The 20,889-nt window shown below is 61.8% G+C and carries 21 protein-coding genes and 2 pseudogenes; 14 read left to right on the top strand and 9 right to left on the bottom strand.

The window, feature by feature from the left end; all coding sequences use genetic code 11:
- Positions 1 to 101: 101 nt before the first annotated feature.
- The gene (locus tag EFQ99_RS24730) at positions 102 to 1,115 is read left to right on the top strand and encodes an aldo/keto reductase (protein ID WP_126923854.1); all 1,014 of its coding nucleotides are present in this window, start codon (positions 102 to 104) and stop codon (positions 1,113 to 1,115) included.
- A 62-nt stretch (positions 1,116 to 1,177) separates the two neighbouring features.
- A pseudogene (locus EFQ99_RS24725) lies at positions 1,178 to 1,273 on the top strand (LysR substrate-binding domain-containing protein); the annotation flags it as partial.
- A 42-nt stretch (positions 1,274 to 1,315) separates the two neighbouring features.
- Here EFQ99_RS24725 and EFQ99_RS24720 read toward each other — a convergent pair.
- Both EFQ99_RS24720 and EFQ99_RS24715 read right to left on the bottom strand, forming a co-directional pair.
- The gene (locus EFQ99_RS24720; protein ID WP_126923853.1) at positions 1,316 to 2,062 is read right to left on the bottom strand and encodes an SDR family NAD(P)-dependent oxidoreductase; all 747 of its coding nucleotides are present in this window, start codon (positions 2,060 to 2,062) and stop codon (positions 1,316 to 1,318) included.
- A gap of 36 nt (positions 2,063 to 2,098) precedes the next feature.
- Positions 2,099 to 2,491, bottom strand: coding sequence for a DoxX family protein (locus tag EFQ99_RS24715; RefSeq protein ID WP_126923852.1), 393 nt, complete (start codon positions 2,489 to 2,491; stop codon positions 2,099 to 2,101).
- A gap of 154 nt (positions 2,492 to 2,645) precedes the next feature.
- On the opposite strand from EFQ99_RS24715, the gene EFQ99_RS24710 reads away from it, so the two are divergent.
- Positions 2,646 to 3,023 carry a winged helix-turn-helix transcriptional regulator gene (locus tag EFQ99_RS24710; protein ID WP_126923851.1) on the top strand — a complete coding sequence of 126 codons (378 nt, stop codon included), beginning with the start codon at positions 2,646 to 2,648 and terminating at the stop codon, positions 3,021 to 3,023.
- 85 nt (positions 3,024 to 3,108) lie between these two features.
- Here EFQ99_RS24710 and copD read toward each other — a convergent pair whose 3' ends face one another.
- From copD to EFQ99_RS24685, 5 genes are all read right to left on the bottom strand, one after another.
- Positions 3,109 to 4,002, bottom strand: a complete 894-nt coding sequence (gene copD, locus EFQ99_RS24705; protein WP_126923850.1) for a copper homeostasis membrane protein CopD — start codon at positions 4,000 to 4,002, stop codon at positions 3,109 to 3,111.
- A complete protein-coding gene (copC, locus tag EFQ99_RS24700) occupies positions 3,999 to 4,364 on the bottom strand; it encodes a copper homeostasis periplasmic binding protein CopC (RefSeq protein ID WP_164736442.1) in 366 nt (121 codons plus the stop codon). Before copC ends, copD begins: the two co-directional genes overlap by 4 nt.
- A gap of 199 nt (positions 4,365 to 4,563) precedes the next feature.
- A complete protein-coding gene (locus EFQ99_RS24695) occupies positions 4,564 to 5,937 on the bottom strand; it encodes a PepSY-associated TM helix domain-containing protein (protein ID WP_126923848.1) in 1,374 nt (457 codons plus the stop codon).
- A gap of 76 nt (positions 5,938 to 6,013) precedes the next feature.
- Positions 6,014 to 6,415 (bottom strand): DUF2946 family protein, encoded by a 402-nt coding sequence (locus EFQ99_RS24690; protein WP_126923847.1) that lies wholly within the window; start codon positions 6,413 to 6,415, stop codon positions 6,014 to 6,016.
- An 87-nt stretch (positions 6,416 to 6,502) separates the two neighbouring features.
- Positions 6,503 to 6,997 carry an Lrp/AsnC family transcriptional regulator gene (locus EFQ99_RS24685; protein WP_126923846.1) on the bottom strand — a complete coding sequence of 165 codons (495 nt, stop codon included), beginning with the start codon at positions 6,995 to 6,997 and terminating at the stop codon, positions 6,503 to 6,505.
- Positions 6,998 to 7,170: 173 nt separating this feature from the next.
- Between EFQ99_RS24685 and EFQ99_RS24680 the strand changes: the two genes are divergently transcribed.
- The 11 genes from EFQ99_RS24680 (at position 7,171) to EFQ99_RS24630 (ending at position 19,985) form a co-directional block, all read left to right on the top strand.
- Complete coding sequence (locus EFQ99_RS24680; RefSeq protein WP_126923845.1) at positions 7,171 to 7,374, top strand: hypothetical protein; 204 nt, start codon at positions 7,171 to 7,173, stop codon at positions 7,372 to 7,374.
- Between the two features lie 27 nt (positions 7,375 to 7,401).
- The gene (gene putA, locus EFQ99_RS24675; protein WP_126923844.1) at positions 7,402 to 11,103 is read left to right on the top strand and encodes a trifunctional transcriptional regulator/proline dehydrogenase/L-glutamate gamma-semialdehyde dehydrogenase; all 3,702 of its coding nucleotides are present in this window, start codon (positions 7,402 to 7,404) and stop codon (positions 11,101 to 11,103) included.
- Between the two features lie 292 nt (positions 11,104 to 11,395).
- Positions 11,396 to 11,686 carry an acylphosphatase gene (locus EFQ99_RS24670; protein ID WP_126923843.1) on the top strand — a complete coding sequence of 97 codons (291 nt, stop codon included), beginning with the start codon at positions 11,396 to 11,398 and terminating at the stop codon, positions 11,684 to 11,686.
- Positions 11,687 to 11,807: 121 nt separating this feature from the next.
- A complete protein-coding gene (locus EFQ99_RS24665; protein WP_126923842.1) occupies positions 11,808 to 12,449 on the top strand; it encodes a Rieske 2Fe-2S domain-containing protein in 642 nt (213 codons plus the stop codon).
- A complete protein-coding gene (locus EFQ99_RS24660; RefSeq protein WP_126923841.1) occupies positions 12,446 to 13,294 on the top strand; it encodes an aromatic ring-hydroxylating oxygenase subunit alpha in 849 nt (282 codons plus the stop codon). Before EFQ99_RS24665 ends, EFQ99_RS24660 begins: the two co-directional genes overlap by 4 nt.
- Positions 13,291 to 13,950, top strand: coding sequence for a glutathione S-transferase family protein (locus EFQ99_RS24655; RefSeq protein WP_126923840.1), 660 nt, complete (start codon positions 13,291 to 13,293; stop codon positions 13,948 to 13,950). Before EFQ99_RS24660 ends, EFQ99_RS24655 begins: the two co-directional genes overlap by 4 nt.
- Before the next feature lies 1 nt (position 13,951).
- Positions 13,952 to 15,331, top strand: coding sequence for an amidohydrolase (locus tag EFQ99_RS24650; protein WP_126923839.1), 1,380 nt, complete (start codon positions 13,952 to 13,954; stop codon positions 15,329 to 15,331).
- Between the two features lie 21 nt (positions 15,332 to 15,352).
- Positions 15,353 to 16,453 (top strand): BMP family ABC transporter substrate-binding protein, encoded by a 1,101-nt coding sequence (locus tag EFQ99_RS24645; protein ID WP_126923838.1) that lies wholly within the window; start codon positions 15,353 to 15,355, stop codon positions 16,451 to 16,453.
- A gap of 3 nt (positions 16,454 to 16,456) precedes the next feature.
- On the top strand, positions 16,457 to 17,977 hold the full coding sequence (locus EFQ99_RS24640) for an ABC transporter ATP-binding protein (RefSeq protein WP_126923837.1): 1,521 nt from the start codon (positions 16,457 to 16,459) through the stop codon (positions 17,975 to 17,977).
- Entirely contained in the window at positions 17,974 to 19,074 is a 1,101-nt protein-coding gene (locus tag EFQ99_RS24635) for an ABC transporter permease (protein WP_126923836.1), read from the top strand. Before EFQ99_RS24640 ends, EFQ99_RS24635 begins: the two co-directional genes overlap by 4 nt.
- A complete protein-coding gene (locus EFQ99_RS24630) occupies positions 19,071 to 19,985 on the top strand; it encodes an ABC transporter permease (RefSeq protein ID WP_126923835.1) in 915 nt (304 codons plus the stop codon). Before EFQ99_RS24635 ends, EFQ99_RS24630 begins: the two co-directional genes overlap by 4 nt.
- A gap of 59 nt (positions 19,986 to 20,044) precedes the next feature.
- Here EFQ99_RS24630 and EFQ99_RS35645 read toward each other — a convergent pair.
- Both EFQ99_RS35645 and EFQ99_RS24620 read right to left on the bottom strand, forming a co-directional pair.
- Positions 20,045 to 20,203: pseudogene (locus EFQ99_RS35645) on the bottom strand (HEPN domain-containing protein); the annotation flags it as partial.
- 40 nt (positions 20,204 to 20,243) lie between these two features.
- On the bottom strand, positions 20,244 to 20,888 hold the full coding sequence (locus tag EFQ99_RS24620) for an alpha/beta hydrolase (RefSeq protein WP_126923834.1): 645 nt from the start codon (positions 20,886 to 20,888) through the stop codon (positions 20,244 to 20,246).
- Position 20,889 lies beyond the last annotated feature (1 nt).

Raw genomic sequence — 20,889 nt, 5'->3', positions numbered from 1 at the left:
GCGAAGCCTCGCCGGTCACCGATGGTGATCCACCTTCTCCATCTCTTCATCCGACACGGACTTGACCTGGTTCACGGAACCCAGAACGAAAGGATAAGATAATGACTCTCAAGGATATTCTGCCGAGCAAACTCGGCTTTGGCGCAGCCCCGCTTGGCAATATGTTTCGCGATATTCCGGAGGAAGAGGCGCTGGCAACCGTCGAGGCCGCCTGGAATGATGGAATTCGCTACTACGACAATGCGCCGTTCTATGGCGCCGGCCTCGCCGAGATCCGCATGGGCCAGACGCTTGCGAATAAGCCGCGCGACCAATATGTGATCAGCACCAAGGTTGGCCGGATCATCCTCGACGAGATCGAGGATGTCAGCAGTCGCGACCTCGGTGAGAAGGGCGATGTCTTCAAATATGGCCGTTCCAACAAGGTCGTCAACGACTACTCGGGAGACGCCACCCTCCGTTCGATCGAGGACAGCCTGAAGCGGTTGAACACCGATCATATCGAGATCGCCTTTGTCCATGACGTTGCCCAGGATTTTTACGGCGACGAATGGCTCAGCGTTTTCGAAAGCGCACGCAAGGGCGCCTTCAAAGCCCTCGACCGGTTGCGCGACGAAGGCGTGATCAAGGCCTGGGGTCTCGGCGTCAATCGTGTCGAGCCGATCGAACTGCTGCTCGCGCTGGAAGGTCCACGCCCCGATGGCTTTCTGCTCGCCGGCCGTTACACGTTGCTCGACCATGACCGTGCCCTTCAGCGCGTCATGCCCCAGGTGGCCGAACGTGAACTCGGTATCGTCGTCGGCGGCCCCTACAGTTCCGGAGCGCTGGTGGGCGGCCCAAACTTTGAGTATGCCCCCGCGACACCTGCAATCTTGGACAAGGTGGCGCGGATCAAGGCAATCGCCGATCGTTATGGCGTGAGCATGAAGGCCGCTGGGCTGCAATTCTCCCTCGGCCATCGGGCGGTCGCAGCGGTCATTCCCGGTGCGAGCAAGCCCGAGCGCATCGCGGAGGATCGCGCAGCACTCGCGGAGGTGATTCCGGCGGATTTCTGGCACGAGATTCGTCAGGCCAGCCTGGTCAATCCGGATGCGCCGCTGCCTGTCGCGGGCTGAAGATGTGATGTCAGATAGGGCCTCGCCTATTCAATCATCGGCGAGGCTTCTGTCGTCGGATAACGTTCCAGGGCTATCATCTCTATTACCCCAGCCGGCGCCATCCATCCCCGGCTTTCTCCGCCTTCGTCGAAGCCTTCCGCTACCGGCAGAGGTAACCTGAAGGGGCGCAGTCCGCTGCGCCCCTTGCTTGCTGGTGGTTATCGAGCGCTGTCGATGATAGCGCCACCGTCGGGAGTGAGGCTGTAGCCGGTGATGAACTGCGAGTCCTTGCTGGCAAGGAAGAGCACCACCGGCGCAATGTCCTCTTCCGGCGAGCCGAAACGAGCCAGCGCGCTCATCGGCGGAGGGGCATGCTTTTCGGCAGCACCCCAGGTGTCGGCGATCGGCAGGACGTTGTTCACGGTGATCTTGTCGGCGCCCCATTCGCGTGCCGCCGTGCGGGTCAGCGCGCGCACCGCTTCCTTCGCCATGTTGTAAGGGCCATAACCGGCCAGCCCGCTGGTGGCGGCCATCGAGCCGAAATTGATGATCCTACCTTCTCCGCTTTCCCTGAGATAGGGATAGCAAGCCTGCATGAAGCGGAGACAGGCGATCGGCCCGGTATCGAAGTTTCGTTGCAGCTGTTCGACCGAGAGGTCGATGACTGAAGACGAGACCGCCGAGCCATCGAAAGCATTGTTCACGAGAATGTCGATCCGGCCGTAGGCAGCGACGACCTTGTCCACCGCGGCCGTGATCCGGTTGGTCTCACCGACGTCGCAGACGACGCCGAGTGCCGTGCCGCCCGCTTCGACGATGTCCGTGACGGCACGCTCGACGCCTTCTGCTGTGCGTGAAAGGATTGCGACTTTCGCGCCTTCGGCGGCAAAGAGCTTTGCGGTGGCGCGGCCAATGCCGCGGCTTGCGCCTGTGACGATGGCAACTTTTCCATTGAGTCGACCCATTTCTATCTCCTTGATGGGGGTTGGGGTTATCTGACGTCAGCGCATGGCGGCCTGAACGTAGGGGGAAGGGACGATGCGGGCGTCGTTCTGCGTCATGAACGAGGTGACGAGCAGCGCCAGGCCGATCGCCGCGGGCAGGGCGCCGGCAGGTTTTCGAACGCCGATATGGGCGAGGCCCGAGAGCAGCAGGTGAAAGAAGATGCCGGCATAGGCGAGATCGCTGAGCGGCACGCTGACACGTGAGAGGATCGCGACCGGGCCGAGAACCTTGACGACGATCATGAACGGAATGAGATAGGAGGCCTTGTATCCAAGTTCCGTCAGAACCTGGCGAACCCAGTCTCGCTTGGTGACATAGATGGCGGCTGAGGCGAGGTAGAGCGCGGATAGAAGTGCCGTGCTGATCCAGTACACGTAGTATTCAGGCATGAGTTCATCCCTGTCGCCGCCCACGCAGCAACATTCCTCTCGTCGAGTCTGTCGGTTTGTCTTGAGAGGCGCTTTTCCTGCGCTCCCCTGTGCATGCAGAGAAATGTCGTCTAAGATTTATATTTGCAAGTAGGATGAATTACTTGCTGTTAGTATGGAAAAGCAGACCATGGGCGAAGAAGAAATCAATATGCATGAGGAGATGCGGCGAGCCTTCGCTCTGCTTTCCGGCAAATGGAAGCTTGAGATCATGTGGCTGCTCAATCAGCGGGTCTATCGGTTCGGCGAACTGAGAAAGGCTATTCCCGGCATCACCCAGCACATGCTGACGGCGCAACTTCGCGAACTCGAGGCGGACGGTTTGGTATCCCGCACCATCTTTGCGGAGGTTCCTCCGCGCGTCGAATACGAGATAACGCACAAAGCACGGGGTCTCGGCCCCACCATGGAAGCCTTGACGACATGGTGGAACGAGTACGGCAAAAGCGTGCCGGTGAAGCCGAGCGCACGCGGGCGGAAAGCGCGGGCATGATGCCGAAGTGTGCGTTGCTTCGGGCCAAGCCTCACGCAAAGACACGACCGTCTCTCAAACAGCCCGTTGAAGGACGAACGTGAACCTACATGGCAACCGGCTCCAGCATGCCGAACCATGCCACCAGACCGACGACCGCAAGCGCCAAGGCGATTTCGAGAACGGTTCCAATCCTGAGTGCCGCCACGGCTTCACGAGACCGGGAGAGCTTTGGCACAAGCACATACCTGTTGCAGATCGCCAGTCCTACCATCGACAGGACGAGCAGGATCTTCAGGGAAAGCAGAAGCTGGTAGGTAACCGACCAATCTATGGGGAAACCGCCGACGATCAGGAACATGTTCGCGGCGCCGGAGATCAAGACTACGCCGACTGCGACATGACCGGCCGTGGAGAAACGAACGAGCGCTCTCCTCGCGTCACGGCCGGCCCGTCGATCGGACAGCCGCGGCAAGATGAGCGCGACCGGAACCAGCGCCCCAAACCAGGCCCCTCCCGCCAGGACATGGATGATATCGTTTCCCCGGTGCAGCATGCGAAGCCAGCCGGTGTTCATGGCCGCATGGCCGCTTGCCGCAAGGCCCGCCAGCAAGAACCCCGCAGCAATCGTCACAGCGCCGGCCCGCAATCGCATGGGTGCCGCAACGCAAGCAAGAAAAAGCGCGGCGGTTCCTGCCGCCTGCAACATCCACGCCGTGCCAATGGTGGTGCCGGTAAGAACCTCCAGCATTGCACCGAAATCAAATGCGTGCGCCCAGTTTCCGCCTAAGATCGCGGACCTGAGTGGGAGGGCAAGGACTGTGGTGGCGACTATGCAGCCGGTTGCAAAGGCTCGAAGCCGATATTGCCTTGCCCAGATATCGTGGGAAAGGGAGGTCGGAACGAGCAACCATAGATATGCCGAGCTGCCCCATAGATACAGGGCAGCGATGTCGAAGAAAAAGCGGCAAATGATGTAGGCTGCCTCGGGGGTGATCACGGCTTGACGGTGAACGTATAGATGCCACTGGTCTTATGGCCGTCTGTCGAAAGCACATGCCAGTCGACGGTGTAGTTGCCTGGTGCCAGCGTCCCGGAAATGGGAACCGCCAGAACCTTGTCATCGTCCTTCAATGCGGCGTCACCAAGCGTGATTTCCTTCTTGTCCGGGTCCGTGACCTTCACGCCGCTGAACTTGAGATTGAGTTCTTCCGTGAAAGTCAGGTCGAGTTCGCCGGGAGATACGACGGACGCCTTCTCTGCCGGGCTCGAAGTTTTCAGATGAGCGTGCGCCAAGGCCTGGCTGGCGGCCGCGGCCGTCAAGATCAGTGCGATGAAAGCGATGCGGTTGAGTTTTGACATAGTCATCTCACGCGTTTCCTTTGAGGTTGCCAGTTGAAGCGGTCGTTTGTCAAAGTCTCGCCGATACCGGTTCGGCCATCGGCTGCGAGACATGGAAAGCCGCGGCGCGGCGTTTCAGGACCGAATTTGTCAGAGCCTCGCCTGCTTCTTTGGCGTTCCATCGAAGGGCGGGTGGAGATCGTTTTCATCACCGCCTCCCTCAAGCGAACGCGCGCCGAAGCGGCGGGATCGTGCGAATGATGGCGCGGTCGACCGCGATCATCACCAGGATGGCGAGACCGGTCAGCGGAAAGGCCAGGGCGAAGACGACTGCGATCGTCCAAAGCCCGATATAAACGGATCGCTGCGGAGGCGGCGGTGGAACCCCCACACGTCCGGACGGGCGTCGCTTCCACCACATGACGATACCGGTCACGCAGGAAAGAACGATTGCGAGGCAGGTCGCAAACATCAGGAATTGATTGACGCGACCGAATTCCTGGCCCTGGTGGACGTTGATGCCCCACTCGATGGCTTTTCCGAAAATAGGATATTGGCCGTAGGAGATGTCGACGAGCGGCTTGCCGGAATATTGGTCGATGTGGATCATCCGCTCCTTGGAAAGATCATCGGGATAGATCGCCGCCGAATAGACGCCAGCTTCATCGGACGGCAAGGCAATGTCGAAACCCGGTGTCAGACCAGCAGACTTTGCGACTTCGACGGCCTTGTTCAGGCCGGTCGGTCTGTTCGATTGGGCGACGACAATGTCAGAGAGCGGGACCGGAGCCTGTTCGACCGTCCAGCCCACAACAGGCAGGATGTCCTCAGTGACCTTCTGCGATTTCGGCACATCGTCCCAGAGCTGCGTGGGATAGCCGAGGTCGTGGCTCCCGAGCCAGGCCTGCACGTTCGATCCCCAATAGCCGGACCACGGCATGCCCGTGATCGCCAGGAAGAAGATCAAGACGCCCGCGAAGGCGCCGGTTACGGCGTGCAGGTCGCGCCAGAAGACGCGTCGGGCCGGCGTGCCACGGACCGTGACGACGCCGCCTGTCTGGCGGCGTGGCCACCAGAGATAGATGCCGGTGACGACAAGCACCATGGCGAACCCGCCGGCAATCTCGGTCAGCTTGTTTGGGAAGCCCCCAAACAATGCAAGACTATGGATGCGCTTGACGACGTAGTTGAACTCTTCGGTCGAGCCGACCGTATCGAGCACCTTGCCACTATAGGGATTGATGAAGACGAGCGTGGAGCCGGCGTCGCCGGAAACCGTGACGATGGCGGAGCGCTCAGGCGTTGCCGGGTCCTTGTAAGATGTGACGGCAGAGCCGGGGGCGGCGGCTGTTGCGATCTCAGCCAGCTTTTCCGGTGCCAACGCTTGGCGTGATGTGACGACGCCATTGCGATAGGCGAAGACGCTGTCATTGATCTCGTCCTTGAAAAGATAGAGCGAACCGGTGATCGCAAGGTTCAGCATGAAGGGGACGACGAGGAGACCGGCGAAGAAGTGCCAGCGCCAGATGGCGCGATAAAGGGAGGCGCCGGGTACAGCGCTTTCCACCGGAGCGGCGGAAGTGGTGGTCGACATGATGAAGTTCCGATTCCATGGCCGCTACCACGCAGCCGAGAACAAAGAGCACCTCAGCCAGGGCCGATGCGCGGGTTCAGGTCAGGATCGGATTGGAGGGAGGGGCTCTGGGGCCGGTATTGGGCGGATAAATTTGCCGATGCAGCGCCTCGACGCGAAAGGGAAGTTCGACCCGAACGGAAAATGCGACTGTTATTCCGGCGATATCCGCCGGGGACGGCAGGAGGACGGAAGCACTGATCCGGCATGCTTCGCAGCCGTGGTTGTGGAGCTTGTGATCGGTGCTCGTCTTGCCTTCGTCGTCCGCTACCGTGACGCAAAGTGTGGGCAGCGTCCCGTCGGGAAGCACATATTCGGCGGGGTTGACGGGCTCGGCCGCTATCGCGGGGACCTGATGGGCAAAGCCGACAAACACGAGTGCGAGCGCGCATACAATGCGCACCAGCCATTTCTCGATCATGTCCAAACGAGTTTGCATGGTTCCCCGGCCATTCGGCATGGGAGCCTTGATAAGGCTAACGAGCCGAAAGCTCAATGCGGCAATGTAGCAAGGTAGGGCGAATGATCACGAAAGGCTCGAACCGAACTTGTCCCAGCCTTCCTTGATCGTCTCCATCGCGACATTGGTCGAGGTGTTGGCAACGTGGGGCAGCGTCGAGATGCGCTCGCCGAGGACGCGGCGGTAGCGGCCGATGTCGCGGGTGCGGATTTTCAAGAGATAGTCGAACCTGCCGGCGATCATGTGGCACTCTTCGACTTCCCTGATCTTCTTGATGGCCTCGTTGAAGCTTCTCAGCGCATCCTCGCGGGTATCGGAGAGTTTGACTTCGACGAAAGCGATATGATCGAGCTGCATTTTCGCCGGATTGAGGACGGCCCTGAAGCCTTCGATATAGCCGTCACTGATCAGCCGCTTGAAGCGAAGCTGGCAGGGCGTCTTGGAAAGCCCGACGCGCGCCGCCAGATCGGTGATCGACAATCTGCCATCCTCGGCGAGAGCCGCGAGGATCTTTCTGTCGAACTGGTCCAATTCACTAAAGATGTCAGCTTCGCTAGCCATTTGAACTCTCGAATGTGATTTAATAAGTTCATACAGTCTGAAAATGGCGAAAATCAAGTGGGATCGTGATCGACGATCTGTGATACCTTATGCGTCGACAATGGGATGGAAGGCGCAGGCGCTTGACGCATCGTCAGGATGGCATCGGCGCCACGCGCAAAATGGGGTCATGCATGGGTAGGGAAGAACAGGATGACGATGAGAAGCCGGACCTCATCGCCCACTACCGGCCGGTGGCGATAAGGGCCGTGGCAGCAGCGCTCACCCTCAAACGCGACAAGCCGGCGCGCCCGCTTCGCGAGACGGAATATTCCGGCCCTGTTGCTACGGACGACGCTGACTGGGATGATGAGCCCGGCGTCTCATTCATCCGTTAAACCAGATACCGATTGATAGGGACCTCCATGCTGAACGCAGCGATCGACACCACGCCATCCAATTCCAACGGCGCGCCGTTCTCGGCCTTTGCGCCGCCGATCCGGCCGCAATCGGACCTTCGCCAGGCAATCACGGCGGCCTATCGCCGTCCGGAAACCGAATGCCTGCCGCCGCTCGTTGCTGCCGCGCGCGTTTCCGAGGCGAAGCGCTACGATATCCGCAGCACGGCCCGGACCCTGATCGAGGCGCTGCGCGCCAAGCACAAGGGCACCGGCGTCGAAGGTCTGGTGCAGGAATATTCGCTTTCCAGTCAGGAAGGCGTGGCGCTGATGTGCCTTGCCGAAGCGCTGCTGCGCATTCCCGATACGGATACCCGCGACGCGCTGATCCGCGACAAGATCGCCGAGGGCAACTGGACCTCGCATATCGGCGGCGGCAAATCCATGTTCGTCAATGCCGCCACCTGGGGCCTCGTCGTCACCGGCAAGCTCACCTCGACGGTCAATGATCGCAGCCTGTCGGCAGCGCTGACGCGGCTGATCGCGCGCGCCGGCGAACCGGTCATCCGTCGCGGCGTCGATATGGCAATGCGCATGATGGGCGAGCAGTTCGTCACCGGCGAGACGATCGAGGAGGCGCTGAAGCGCGCCCGGCCGCTCGAAGCCCGCGGCTTCCGCTATTCCTATGACATGCTGGGCGAGGCGGCGACGACCGCGGCCGATGCCGAGCGTTACTTCAAGGACTACGAAAAGGCGATCCACGCCATCGGCAAGGCGTCGGATGGGCGCGGCATCTATGATGGCCCCGGCATCTCGATCAAGCTTTCGGCCCTGCACCCCCGTTACGTCAGGTCGCAGGCCGGCCGGGTGATGGGTGAGCTTCTGCCGAAGGTGAAGGCGCTCGCCGTTCTCGCCAAGACTTACGATATCGGGCTCAACATCGACGCCGAGGAAGCCGACCGGCTGGAGCTTTCGCTCGATCTTCTCGAAGAGCTCTGCTTTGCCCCGGAGCTTGCCGGCTGGAACGGCCTCGGCTTCGTCGTGCAGGCCTATGGCAAGCGCTGCCCCTTTGTGCTCGACTACATCATCGATCTCGCCCGCCGCTCCGGGCGCCGGATGATGGTCCGTCTGGTCAAGGGCGCCTATTGGGACGCGGAGATCAAGCGCGCCCAGCTCGACGGTCTCGACGACTATCCGGTCTATACCCGCAAGATCTATACCGACGTCGCCTATATCGCCTGCGCCCGCAAACTGCTCAACGCTCCGGACGCCGTCTTCCCGCAGTTCGCCACCCACAATGCGCAGACGCTCGCCACGATCTATCATCTGGCGGGTCCCGATTTCGCGGTCGGCAAATACGAGTTCCAGTGCCTGCATGGCATGGGCGAACCGCTCTATGACGAGGTGGTCGGCAAGGAGAAGCTCGACCGGCCCTGCCGCATCTATGCGCCTGTCGGAACGCATGAGACGCTGCTTGCCTATCTCGTGCGCCGCCTTCTCGAAAACGGCGCCAACTCCTCCTTCGTGCATCGCATCTCAGATCCGAATGTTTCGGTCGAGGCGCTGATCGCCGATCCGGCCGAAACGGTCGCGGCCATGCCCGTCGTCGGCGCGCCGCATGTACAGATCGCCGCGCCGAAGGCGCTTTACGGCAGCGCCCGCACCAATTCGAGCGGCCTTGATCTTTCGAGCGAGACGACGCTTGAAGATCTGGCGCAGGCGCTCGCTTCTACGGCCACAGCGCCGTGGCATGCGCTTCCGCTGCTCGCCGACGGCTCGACGGACGGGGTCACGCGCGATGTTCTCAATCCCGCCGATCACCGCGATGTCGTCGGTACCGTGACCGAACTGAAGGTCGAAGACGCGGCCCGGGTCGTTGCGATGGCAGCCGAATATGCGCCGCAATGGGCGGCCGTGCCGCCGGCTGAGCGCGCCGCCTGTCTCGATCGGGCGGCCGACATCATGCAGGACCGCATCAAGGTGCTGATGGGCATCGTCATGCGCGAGGCCGGCAAATCCGCCGCCAATGCGGTCGGCGAGGTGCGCGAGGCGGTCGACTTCCTGCGCTACTACGCCGATCAGGCCCGCAAGACGCTGGGGCCCTCGCATCTGCCGCTCGGCCCGATCGTCTGCATCAGCCCGTGGAATTTCCCGCTGGCGATCTTCACCGGGCAGGTTGCCGCCGCGCTGGTGGCCGGCAATCCCGTCTTGGCGAAACCCGCCGGCGTCACACCGATCATCGCTTCGGAGAGCGTGAAGATCCTTCACGAGGCCGGCGTGCCTGTTGGCGCCCTGCAATTCGTGCCCGGCAGCGGCCGCCTCGGCGCCGGCATGGTCGGCGCTCCAGAGACCGCCGGCGTCATGTTTACCGGCTCGACCGAAGTTGCCCGCATGATCCAGGCGCAGCTCGCCGAACGGCTGTCGGCGACCGGCAAGCCGATCCCGCTGATCGCCGAAACCGGCGGCCAGAACGGCATGATCGTCGACTCCTCGGCTTTGGCCGAGCAGGTGGTGGCTGATGTCATTGCCTCTGCCTTCGATAGTGCCGGCCAGCGCTGCTCGGCGCTCCGCGTTCTCTGCCTGCAGGACGATGTCGCCGACAGGACGCTTGCCATGCTGAAGGGCGCCTTCCGTGAATTGACGATCGGCCGCACCGATCGCTTAAGCATCGATGTCGGCCCCGTCATCAACGACGGCGCGAAGGCGGAGATCGACCAGCATATCGAAGCGATGCGCGGCGCCGGCCGAAAGGTCGATCAATTGACGCTACCGGAGAGTGCGGCAGAGGGCACCTTCGTTCCGCCGACGATCATCGAGATCAAGTCGCTGTCGGACCTGACGAGGGAGGTCTTCGGACCGGTCCTGCATGTCGTCCGCTTCAAGAGAAACGGGCTCGACCACCTGATCGACGATATCAACGCATCGGGTTATGGCCTCACATTCGGGCTTCATACCCGGCTCGACGAAACGATCGCCCATGTGACGAGCCGCATCAAGGCCGGCAACCTCTACGTCAACCGCAACATCATTGGCGCGGTTGTCGGCGTGCAGCCCTTCGGCGGCCGCGGCCTGTCGGGCACAGGGCCGAAGGCCGGCGGTCCGCTCTATATCGGCCGTCTGGTGCAGCGCGCGCCGGTGCCGCCGCAGCAGGATTCCGTTCATACGGATCTCGCCCTTCGCGACTACATCATCTGGCTCGACAGGAAGGGTCAACCGGGCGAGGGGGAAGCCGCGCGAGGCTATGCGAGCCGCTCGGCGCTCGGGCTCGAACGCGAACTCACCGGCCCCGTTGGCGAGCGCAATCTCTACGCGCTCCATCCCCGCGGCCGCATTCTTCTGGTGCCGCAGACGGAAAGCGGGCTCTACCGCCAGATCGCCGCCGCCCTTTCCACCGGCAACCACGTCGTCATCGACGCAGCTTCCATATCGAAGTCGGCGCTGGCGGATCTTCCGGCGGCTGTCGCCGGCCGGATTTCCTGGACATCGGATTGGGAAAAAGATGGGCCGTTCTCCGGCGCGCTCGTCGAAGGCGATCGCGACAGGGTTCTTGCCGTCAACAAGAAGATCGCCGCGCTGCCCGGCCCGCTTCTGCTGGTCCAGGCCGCGACCGCTGAGGAACTGGCGAACGATCCCGAGACCTATTGCCTCAACTGGCTGCTGGAGGAGGTGTCGACCTCGATCAACACGGCAGCCGCCGGCGGCAACGCCAGCCTCATGGCCATCGGCTGAGCCATGCGATCTGATGCGGAACGCTGGCAAACCGCTCCGCTATGGTCGCCGCAGTCGTCGAGTGAGGAAGACGGCGGCCAGCAGATAGGTGCCCCGCATTGTCACCTTCCCTTAAGATCGTGCGGTTGATGCGCGAAAGTTACCAGATTCAAAGCCTCGCAAGACGGCGCGGATCGGACCGGGCGATCGCTTCAGGCATGTCAGAAGATTCCCGACCGCTCGCCCTTCAAGCCCCTTTCACAGCGGCCTCGAAGCGCTATGCTGTCATCATAGGAAGAACGAGAGAATTTTGATGACGCCGTTACGGCAGAGCGAGTTACGCGAACGGATCACCATCCTTGGCGACGTCAATTCCGCCTCGTTCGTCCCGTGGATCCGCCGCCATGCGGACAAACTCGGCCTTTCGCAGGATTTCTTTCATGCCGACGCCAACCGAATCGAGCTCGAGGTCGTAGGGCCTGTGGAACTGATCGACATGCTGGAAATGGGATGTTCACTCGGGCCGATCGATGTCTGGGTAGACGAGATTCAGCGCAGGATTGTAGAGCCGCCGACATACGCTGCCGAACGGCATCTGACATGATGCCCTTTATTTAATCCGTCGTTGCCATTGCGAATTTTTTATGCAAGCCTCTGAAGCTGGAACGGGGCCTGCACAAAGCCAGCAGTGTCAGTCCACTGGTAAGATTGAGGAAATAAAGGCCATGCCCTCCGATACGGCCGGCTCCTGGATGCCTGTCGCGCTTTCTGACGACCTGCCACCGGCAACCGTCATACCGGCCTCGACCCCGGCATGGTCGATCGCTCTCTGGCGCAGTCAATCCGGGTGCGTCTCGGCCGCGTCGGACCGCTGCCCACATCGTGGCATGCGGTTGTCTCAGGGCTTTGTGCGTGGCGAGGCGCTCTCCTGTATTTATCACGGCTGGAGCTATTCTCCGGCGGGAGAATGCGTCCGCATCCCGGCACATCCCGATCTCGTACCGCCGGAAACGATTCGAGTAGCAGTCCAGCGGATCGAAGAATCGGACGGCATCGTCTGGGTGGCAATCGGCGAACCGGCCATGCCGCCGCCGCGCCTTGGCCATCTCTCTCCAATACGCTCGCTGACGATCAATGCCGAGATCGAAGCAATCGAGGCGGCAGCCGGCGGAAAAGCCGGTGCCGACGGGCTGATCCAGCTCGTTGATTGTCCGTGGGTTCGGCTGCTGCCGATGGCGCAGATTGGGTGCACGCTCATTCACGTCTTGGTCGAACGGGATCGCAATGTCGCAGATCGGGTTACGGCGTCCCGCATCGCCGAAGCCGTGCGCCGCCGGGCGGAGACACGCCAGAGGGATGCCGCATGAAAGAAGCCGGGGCGATGCTCGATGAATGGTACCCGGTCGGTCTGCTTAGCCGACTCACTGAGGCAGGAAGCAAGACCGCTTTGATGGGCGAGCCGATAGAGGTGGTGCGCACGCCTGACGGTGCGGCGCGGGTCACATCGGGCGATGGAAATTCCATGCCCGTTCGCATCCGCTATGGTCATGTCTGGTCTTCCCTCGGCACTCCCGCCAAGGAACTGTTTGCTATCCCCGAAGCGGATCAGCCCGGCCGCCGCTTCGTCGACGTCGGCGTCGTGCGGGTGCGCTGCTCACCTCTGCGGGCAGTCGAGAACTTCCTTGACGTCGCGCATTTTCCCTTCGTCCATACGGACATACTCGGGGCCGAACCGCATACGGAAGTCGAAAACTATAAAGTCGAGATCCGTGAGGAAGAGGATGAAGTCTGGGCGACGCAGGTAAAGTTCTACCAGCCGCAGGCCGCAAAGTCCGCGACCGGCGGAATCACCACCGAATATATGTACCGCGTGCCGGCCCCGACCTGCTCGGTGCTTTACAAGACCTGCCCGCCTCGTCCGGAGCAATGGGATGTCATTACCCTGTTCGTCCAGCCGCTTGCGGAAGACCTTTGCGACGTATGGCCGTGGATGGCCCTCTTCGACGATGTGACGCCAATGACAGACCTCATCCATTTTCAGCAGATGATTTTCCTGCAGGATCGGTCGATCCTCGAAAACCAGATCCCGGCCCTTCTACCGCTCGACCCGGGGATGGAGATTCCGACCAGGGCCGACCTGACATCGATCGCTTACCGGCGCTGGCTGAAGCGCCGCAATTATCTCTATGGCGCACAGCTGGTCGCCCAATGAAGCTCTACGACTACATCCTATCGCCGAGCTGTTACAAGATCCGCCTGATGGCCGCGCTCCTCGGCGTCAAGCTGGATATCCGCCCGGTCGATTTCCATCCCGGCATGGAGCACCGCGGTCCTGAGCTTCTGGCCCTCAATCCGGCAGGGTCCATCCCGATCCTCATGGATGGCGATCTCGTGCTGACCGAATCCTCGGCCATGCTCGCCTATCTCGCCGCCCGAAGCGGCCCCGAGTGGCTGGGCTGCGACGCGCCGCAAGAGGCGGCGCGCGCACAACAATGGCTCTCGTTTTCGCATCGGCTGACGACAAATCTCGGTGGAGCGCGACTGCATCAGATGCTTCTGCGCCCGGGCAATATCGAGGCCCTGCGGGCGCAAGGGATCGCGGCACTGCGCGAACTGGAAGCCGGACTCTTTGAACAGCGGCTCCGCGACATGCGGTTCCTGACGTTAGACCGTCCGACGATCGCCGACATAGCCTGTTTCCCCTATGTGGCACTGGCGCCCGATGGCGGAATCTCGCTCGATGCCTATCCGAACATCCGGCTCTGGCTACGCGCCATCCGCAGCCTTGAAGGTTTTATGGAAATGCCCGGCATCCACCGGCTGCACGAGTTGAAGCCCGACCCCCATCCCGTCAAAGAGGACAAGTGAGATGGCGGGCTACCTGCTGAAGAACTGCGCCGCCATTATCGTCGACGAAGGCAACGGGCCGGCGGTGCGCCGGAACGCCGATCTGCTGACCAGCGGTCCGTCGATCCAGGCGATCGGCCCCAATCTTTCACAAGAGGCCCTGCCTCCCGACACGATCATTCAGGATGCATCCGGCTGGTTTGTCTATCCGGGTCTCGTCAACACCCATCACCACTTCTTCCAATGCTTCGTACGCAATCGGGCCGATCTCGACTGGACGAAGCTCTCCGTCATCGAATGGCTCGACCGGATCTATCCGATCTTCTCACGGCTGAACGAGGATTGCTTCTATCATTCGTCGGTCACGGCCATGGCGGAGATGATCAAGCATGGCTGCACGACAGCTTTCGACCACCAATATTGTTTTCCCCGCCACGCCGGAAAGCGCCTGATCGACCGCCAATTCGAGGCAGCCGAGCTTCTCGGCATGCGGTTCCACGCCGGCCGCGGCGGCAATACGCTGCCAAAGTCCGAGGGCTCGACAATTCCGGACGCCATGCTGGAAACCACGGACGAGTTCATCGCCGATTGCGCCCGGCTGATCGACAGCTACCACGATGCCGGCGCTTTCAGCATGCGGCAGGTGGTCGTCGCTCCCTGTCAGCCTGTGAACTGCTACCGCGAAACCTTCGTCGAGTCGGTGGCGCTCGCCCGTGATCGCGGTGTCCGGCTGCACACGCATGTCGGGGAAGGCGAAAGTCCGGTCATCGAGGCGCGGCATGGGATGCGTACGGTCGACTACTGCGCCGAACTCGGCTTTGCCGGTCCCGACAGCTTTTATGCTCATTGCTGGGAGCTGACACATGACGAACTGCGGAAGATGGCGGCAAGCGGCACGGGTGTCTCCCATTGCCCCGAACCTGTCTACCTGGTCGGCGCCGAAGTGACGGACATTCCCGCGATGGCGGCCCTCGGCCTGCGTATCGGCCTCGGTTGCGATGGCGCTGCTTCGAATGACAATTCCAACCTCATGCACTGCATCCACTCTGCCTATATGCTGCAGTGCTTGACGGCCTCGACGCGCGCCCATCCGGTTCCAGCGCCGGTCGATTTCCTGAGCTACGCGACCACGGGCGGTGCAAGTCTGCTTGGCCGCAGCGACATCGGACGGCTTGCTCCCCGCATGGCCGCCGACCTCTTCGCGATCGACACGAGGCGGATGGACTATGTCGGAACCCGCCACGACCCGTTGAGCCTGATTGCCAAGGTCGGGATCGGCATGCCGACCGACCTCACAATGATCAACGGCCGCATCGTCTGGCAGGCCGGCGAGTTTATCGGCCTCGACGAAGCTCAGCTTTTCGCCGCCGCGGAAGCGGCGCTCGAGACAGTCAAATTCTAAAACCAAAAAAGAGGGAACTACATGTCTAACAATTTCACCCGCAGAACACTCATGAAAAGCGCAGCGGCTGCCAGCCTCGCGACCGCTTTTGCCGGCCGCTCCGCGTTCGCTGCCGACGAACCGCTCGGCATTGCCCTCGTCGTTCCGTCGCCCATCGGCGACGTGGGCTGGGGCCATGCGCTTGCCGCCGGCATCGACCCGATCAAGGCTGCCTATGGCGACAAGGTGAAGGTCACGGTCATCGAAAACATCGCCGAAGGCCCGGACGCCGACCGCATCATGAACAAGACCGTCGCCGACGGAAACCATTTCCTGATCGCCGGCTCCTTCGGCTATCAAAATGGTGCGCTGCAGATCGCGCGCCGCAATCCGAAGGTGACCGTCCTGCATGCTTCAGGCTTCCAGGTCGCACCGAACTTCTCGCCTTTCGCCGCAAAATATTTTCAAGGAACGTACCTGCTCGGCATGGCGGCGGCCGCCGTCTCCAAGACAGGCAAACTCGGCTCGGTGTCGGCCTTTGCAATTCCCGAGCTGATCACCTCGATCAACGCCTTCACGCTGGGTGCGCAGGCCGTCAGGCCGGATATCGAAGTGTCTGTCGTCTGGGTCAATTCCTGGTTCGACCCAGCCAAGGAGCAGGAAGCCGCCAAGGCGCTGATCTCGCAGGGCTGCGACGTGATCTTTTCGAATGCGCAGGATACGCCTTCGGTGATTTCGGCCTGCGAGGAAGCCGGCGTCTATGCCTTCAACCTCAACTCGTCGATGAAGAAATATGCAGAGAAGACCTATCTGGGCTGCATCGCTACCGACTGGTCACCCTTCTTCAAGGCGTCGGTCGATGCCCATCTTGCCGGCACCTTCAAAGGCGCCAATACCTTTCTCGGTGTTGCCGACAAGGTGGTCGAAGTCACCGATTGGAACCCGGCGATCCCAGCCGATACGATGAGCAAGATCAAGGAAATCGAGGCCAAGATTGCCGATGGCAGCTTCTCGCCGTTTACCGGTCCGATCACCAAGGCTGACGGCAGCGAAGGTGCTGCCTCGGGTGCGACGCTGACCGACGCCCAGATCGTTGCGATGGACTGGCACGTCAAGGGTGTCACAACGCCGTTGCCGAAATAAGTCATGGTGAGCCCGCTCCTGTCGCTGCGCGGCATTTCCAAGAGCTATGGCCCGGTCTATGCCAATCAGCAGATCGACCTCGACGTCGCTGCCCGCTCCATCCATGCTATCCTCGGAGAAAACGGGGCTGGCAAATCGACCCTGATGAAGCTGATCTACGGCGTCGAGCAGCCGGACAGCGGCACAGTCGCGTGGAATGGCCAAACCCTCAGCCTTGCCTCTCCCGCAGAGGCAAGGCGCGCCGGTATCGGCATGGTCTTCCAGCATTTCTCGCTGTTTGAGAGCCTGACGGTCGTCGAGAACATCCGCCTGATCGTGCCCGGCAAGAAGAGCGAGCTTGCGCAGCGCATTCGCAAGCTCGGGCATGAATTCGGCCTCGAGGTCGATCCGTTCGCCCACGTCCATTCGCTTTCCGTCGGCGAAAGGCAGCGGGTGGAAATCATTCGCTGCCTGATGACCGATCCGAAACTGCTGATCCTCGACGAGCCGACTGCCGTGCTGCCGCCGCAGGCGGTGGAGAAGCTGTTCGACACATTGCGCCGACTGCGGGACGGCGGCGTGTCCATCCTGTTCATCTCTCACAAGCTGGAAGAAATCCAGTCGCTCTGTGATCGCGCGACGATCCTGCGCGGCGGACGCGTCACCGGTCACGTCGATCCCCGCGAGCATGATGCCCACGAGCTTGCGCGTATGATGATCGGCCGCGCGATGACGGAACCCATGCCTGCGCTGCCTTTGGCCAAAGGCGAAAAACGGCTGGAACTCGTCGGGCTCGATTACCAGGCGGATCCTTTGGCCGTGCCGCTTTCAAAGGTAAGCCTGGCCGTGCGCGCCGGCGAAATCCTCGGCATTGCCGGGATCTCGGGAAATGGCCAAAGCGAACTCGAAGCGCTGATTTCCGGCGAAACCCTGTTGCCGCGGGATCAGCGCGACCGCATCTTCATGATGGGCCGGGACGTCGGCATACTCGACTCCGCCGCCCGCCGGCGATTAGGTTTCGCCTTCGTCCCGGAGGACCGGCTGGGGCGCGGTGCAGTTCCCGAAATGTCGCTCGCCTATAATAGCCTGCTGACCGCCCATCCGCAGAACCTCGTCAAGCATGGTCTGCTCGACATGGTCCGGGCGACTGCCTTCACCAATGATTGCATCCGGGACTATGACGTCCGCACGCGGGGTCCAGGGGCAGAGGCCGGATCGCTTTCCGGCGGTAACCTGCAGAAGTTCATCGTTGGACGCGAGATTATGCTGGCGCCGAAGCTTCTTTTCCTCGCCCAACCAACCTGGGGCGTCGACATCGGTGCCGCCGCGGCGATCCGTAGGCGGCTCATGAGCCTTCGCAATGACGGCATGGCGATCCTGGTCATTTCCGAGGAGCTCGAGGAACTGTTCGAACTCAGCGACTTCATACAGGTCCTGCACCACGGCACGCTGAGCCCGCCGCTGGTCACGCGTGACACCAACCCGGAAGAGATCGGCCGATACATGATTGGATCCAAGCCGCAGCGCGAGAAAGCCACCGCATGAGCCGACCGTTCCTCGCCGCCTTCCCCATTCTGGTGCGCCGGGAGCGAGCATCGATTGCCGCCACCCTTCTGGCGCCGCCGATCGCGCTCGCCGTCACGGTCATCCTCAACCTCGGACTTTACGTCGCCCTGGGGCGCGATCCGGCTGCGGTGATCTATGCGATGCTGATCGAGCCCTTCTTTTCCTGGGCGTCGTTCTCCGAAGTGCTGTTAAAGACCGGTCCGCTTCTCCTCATCGCGCAAGGGCTTGCGATCGGCTTTCGCGCCAAGGTGTTCAATATCGGTGCCGAGGGACAATTCGTGCTCGGTGCGATTTTCGCCTCCGCTATTCCGATCTGGTGGCCAGACGCAAGCGGCCAGTGGATCTGGCCGGCAATGCTGCTGCTCGGCGTGATGGGCGGCGCGTTCTGGGCATCGCTCACCGCCTTCTGGCGCGTCCGGTTCAATGCCAACGAAATTCTGGTTTCCCTGATGCTGAGTTTCGTTGCCGTGCAACTCCTCAATTATCTGCTGCTCGGCCCCTGGAAGGATCCGAACGGCTTCAATTTTCCGCAGTCCGTCATGTTTCAATATGATGCGATGGTGCCGATCCTGATCGACGGGACGCGCGTCAATGTCTCGCTGATCCTCGCCGTTCTCCTGTCGATCGGGGCATGGGTTTTTATGCAGAAGAGTTTCATCGGCTACAAATTGCAGGTAGGCGGACTGGCGCCGCGCGCGGCGAGCTATGCCGGGTTCAGGGAAAGCTGGGCAATCTGGCTTTCGCTGCTGATCGGTGGGGCTGCAGCCGGTCTTGCCGGTGCCGCCGAAGTAGCCGGCCCGCTCGGTCAGCTGCAACGCTCGATCTCAACCGGATACGGGTATGCGGCAATCATCGTCGCCTATCTCGGCGGCCTGCACCCGATCGGCATCGTCGTCTCCGCAATCGTCATGGCGGCGCTCTACATCGGCGGAGACAACGCCATGGTCTCGGCCAATCTCCCGGTCGCGGCCGTCCGGGTTTTCCAGGGCAGCCTGCTCCTTGTCTATCTGGTGGCCATTGCCTTCGCGCGCTACCGCCTTGCCTGGCGGCCTGCAGCGACGAGGAGCCCGACATGAACGCGGTCGAGTTCGTTCTGACCGGCATGCTGGCGGCTGCGACGCCGTTTCTCCTGGCAGCGCTCGGAGAGCTTATCGTCGAGCGCGCCGGCGTGCTCAATCTTGGCGTCGAGGGGTTGATGGCATTCGGCGCCGTCATCGCCTTCATCATCGTCTATCACGGCGGCGGCCATTTCCTGGCTTTTCTCGCTGCCGGCCTCGGCGGCGCGCTCTTGTCGCTGATCTTTGCGGCAATCATCCTCGGCTTCAACGCAAACCAGGTCGCAACCGGACTTGCGATCGGCATTCTCGGACAAGGCCTGTCGGCACTGTTCGGCAAGACCTACGAGAGCCTGACGGTCAGGGCGCTGCCGAAGATTACGATTCCTGGTCTTTCCGATATTCCCGTCATCGGCGGCCTTTTTAGCCAGGATATTGTCGTGTGGCTTTCGCTGGTCGTGACCGTCGCGATCTGGGCGATGTTTACCTACAGCAAGGTCGGACTGATCATCCGCGCCGTCGGCGAAAAGCCGGCAGCGGCGCGTGCGATCGGCTATCCGGTCATTGCCATCCGTTTCGCCGCGGTGGCAATCGGCGGCATGATGGCTGGTTTTGCCGGCGCCTATGCGGCGACAATCTATACACCGCTCTGGGCGGATGGGATGATTGCCGGCCGCGGCTGGATTGCGATTGCGCTCGTCGTCTTCGGAACCTGGCTGACCGGCCGCATCTTTCTGGGGGCGTGTCTGTTCGGCGCAGTATCGCTGATGGGGCTTGCCGCCCAGGCAACAGGGCTCAACGTTCCCTCACAGCTGCTCGCCTGCCTGCCCTATCTGGTGACGATCATCGTGCTCGGCATCATTTCGGCGGATCGCCGCCTGCTCAAGCTCAACGGCGTCGCCGCGCTCGGCGAGCCGTTCGAGCGAGCTTGACGACGACCGGGCTGGGCCGATGGCACTTGAGAGCAGTGTCACCTTGCGGTCGGATTTACGATCGTATTGAACCAGGCGCATTCCCTGTGCTGATTGCGAGGAAACGCCTCGATCAGTCGTCGGTCCTGCTCCTCAGCAAGTGAGCGCAGGAATTTGATTTTGTGGGATGGCGGGCCGTCATTGGTGAGCGTGAGCAGGACACAGGAATTGACCTGCTCGATCCGCCCGCCACGCAAGTCAGCGCCCGCTTTGCTTGCGCTACCACCAGCTTCGGTTCGAAAGCCCGCACAGGACCTTCTCAAGCTGCGCAATTTCGGTTGAGGAGACTGTGTGCGACCTGTCCGGCAGAATGTCGCAATGGAGCCGCGCTCGCGCTCGGGCCAGCGCCGCTGCAGTCTGGGCGAAGGCATCGACAGGGATCCAAGGATCCTTGTCTGACCCGGTCAGATAGACCGGCAGCCGGTCGAGGTCGGCGAAGGGGCGGTCGCAATTGGGCGTTCCGACGCGGCAACCGGTCAGGCTTGCCAGAGCGCCGTTCCATGGGCCATGCCGCATCGCATATTCGACTGCGAGGCAAGCGCCCTGGCTGAAGCCGCCGATGAGGAGCGGCTTCGGGTGATTGTTTGCGCCGGAAAGATCGCCGATCAATTGCCAGACATGAGCGATGGCGTGCTCAAGCTGTTGCCGGGTGCGATCCGTCAGCACGTCGGTCGCGCGCGCGTCATACCAGCTGTTGCCGCGCGCTCGCGGCAACAGGAAGGCGACGCCGGGCACTTTGAGCTTTGAGATTACCTGCTCCTGCATATCCTCGGGCGACTGGGTACGCCCGTGGATGAAGATGCAGTGCACCAGGGCCTCTTCGGGGTTCGCCCCGAGGAGGAGCGGCGTTTCGTGGGTCGACATG

The sequence above is a fragment of the Rhizobium vallis genome (genome assembly GCF_003985155.1).
In the GTDB taxonomy this organism is placed as follows: Bacteria; Pseudomonadota; Alphaproteobacteria; order Rhizobiales; family Rhizobiaceae; genus Rhizobium; species Rhizobium vallis.
Note: the sequence above shows the minus strand (reverse complement) of the source record. Positions and strands in the feature narration are given on the sequence as shown.

Excerpts from the sequence above, each read along its gene's own strand:
- EFQ99_RS24730 (WP_126923854.1), top strand. The coding sequence starts at position 102 with ATGACTCTCAAGGATATTCTGCCGAGCAAACTCGGCTTTGGCGCAGCC.
- EFQ99_RS24720 (WP_126923853.1), bottom strand. The coding sequence starts at position 2,062 with ATGGGTCGACTCAATGGAAAAGTTGCCATCGTCACAGGCGCAAGCCGC.
- EFQ99_RS24715 (WP_126923852.1), bottom strand. The coding sequence starts at position 2,491 with ATGCCTGAATACTACGTGTACTGGATCAGCACGGCACTTCTATCCGCG.
- EFQ99_RS24710 (WP_126923851.1), top strand. The coding sequence starts at position 2,646 with ATGGAAAAGCAGACCATGGGCGAAGAAGAAATCAATATGCATGAGGAG.
- copC (WP_164736442.1), bottom strand. The coding sequence starts at position 4,364 with ATGTCAAAACTCAACCGCATCGCTTTCATCGCACTGATCTTGACGGCC.
- EFQ99_RS24695 (WP_126923848.1), bottom strand. The coding sequence starts at position 5,937 with ATGTCGACCACCACTTCCGCCGCTCCGGTGGAAAGCGCTGTACCCGGC.
- EFQ99_RS24690 (WP_126923847.1), bottom strand. The coding sequence starts at position 6,415 with ATGCAAACTCGTTTGGACATGATCGAGAAATGGCTGGTGCGCATTGTA.
- EFQ99_RS24685 (WP_126923846.1), bottom strand. The coding sequence starts at position 6,997 with ATGGCTAGCGAAGCTGACATCTTTAGTGAATTGGACCAGTTCGACAGA.
- EFQ99_RS24680 (WP_126923845.1), top strand. The coding sequence starts at position 7,171 with ATGGGTAGGGAAGAACAGGATGACGATGAGAAGCCGGACCTCATCGCC.
- putA (WP_126923844.1), top strand. The coding sequence starts at position 7,402 with ATGCTGAACGCAGCGATCGACACCACGCCATCCAATTCCAACGGCGCG.
- EFQ99_RS24670 (WP_126923843.1), top strand. The coding sequence starts at position 11,396 with ATGACGCCGTTACGGCAGAGCGAGTTACGCGAACGGATCACCATCCTT.
- EFQ99_RS24665 (WP_126923842.1), top strand. The coding sequence starts at position 11,808 with ATGCCCTCCGATACGGCCGGCTCCTGGATGCCTGTCGCGCTTTCTGAC.
- EFQ99_RS24660 (WP_126923841.1), top strand. The coding sequence starts at position 12,446 with ATGAAAGAAGCCGGGGCGATGCTCGATGAATGGTACCCGGTCGGTCTG.
- EFQ99_RS24655 (WP_126923840.1), top strand. The coding sequence starts at position 13,291 with ATGAAGCTCTACGACTACATCCTATCGCCGAGCTGTTACAAGATCCGC.
- EFQ99_RS24650 (WP_126923839.1), top strand. The coding sequence starts at position 13,952 with ATGGCGGGCTACCTGCTGAAGAACTGCGCCGCCATTATCGTCGACGAA.
- EFQ99_RS24645 (WP_126923838.1), top strand. The coding sequence starts at position 15,353 with ATGTCTAACAATTTCACCCGCAGAACACTCATGAAAAGCGCAGCGGCT.
- EFQ99_RS24640 (WP_126923837.1), top strand. The coding sequence starts at position 16,457 with ATGGTGAGCCCGCTCCTGTCGCTGCGCGGCATTTCCAAGAGCTATGGC.
- EFQ99_RS24635 (WP_126923836.1), top strand. The coding sequence starts at position 17,974 with ATGAGCCGACCGTTCCTCGCCGCCTTCCCCATTCTGGTGCGCCGGGAG.
- EFQ99_RS24630 (WP_126923835.1), top strand. The coding sequence starts at position 19,071 with ATGAACGCGGTCGAGTTCGTTCTGACCGGCATGCTGGCGGCTGCGACG.
- EFQ99_RS24620 (WP_126923834.1), bottom strand. The coding sequence starts at position 20,888 with ATGTCGACCCACGAAACGCCGCTCCTCCTCGGGGCGAACCCCGAAGAG.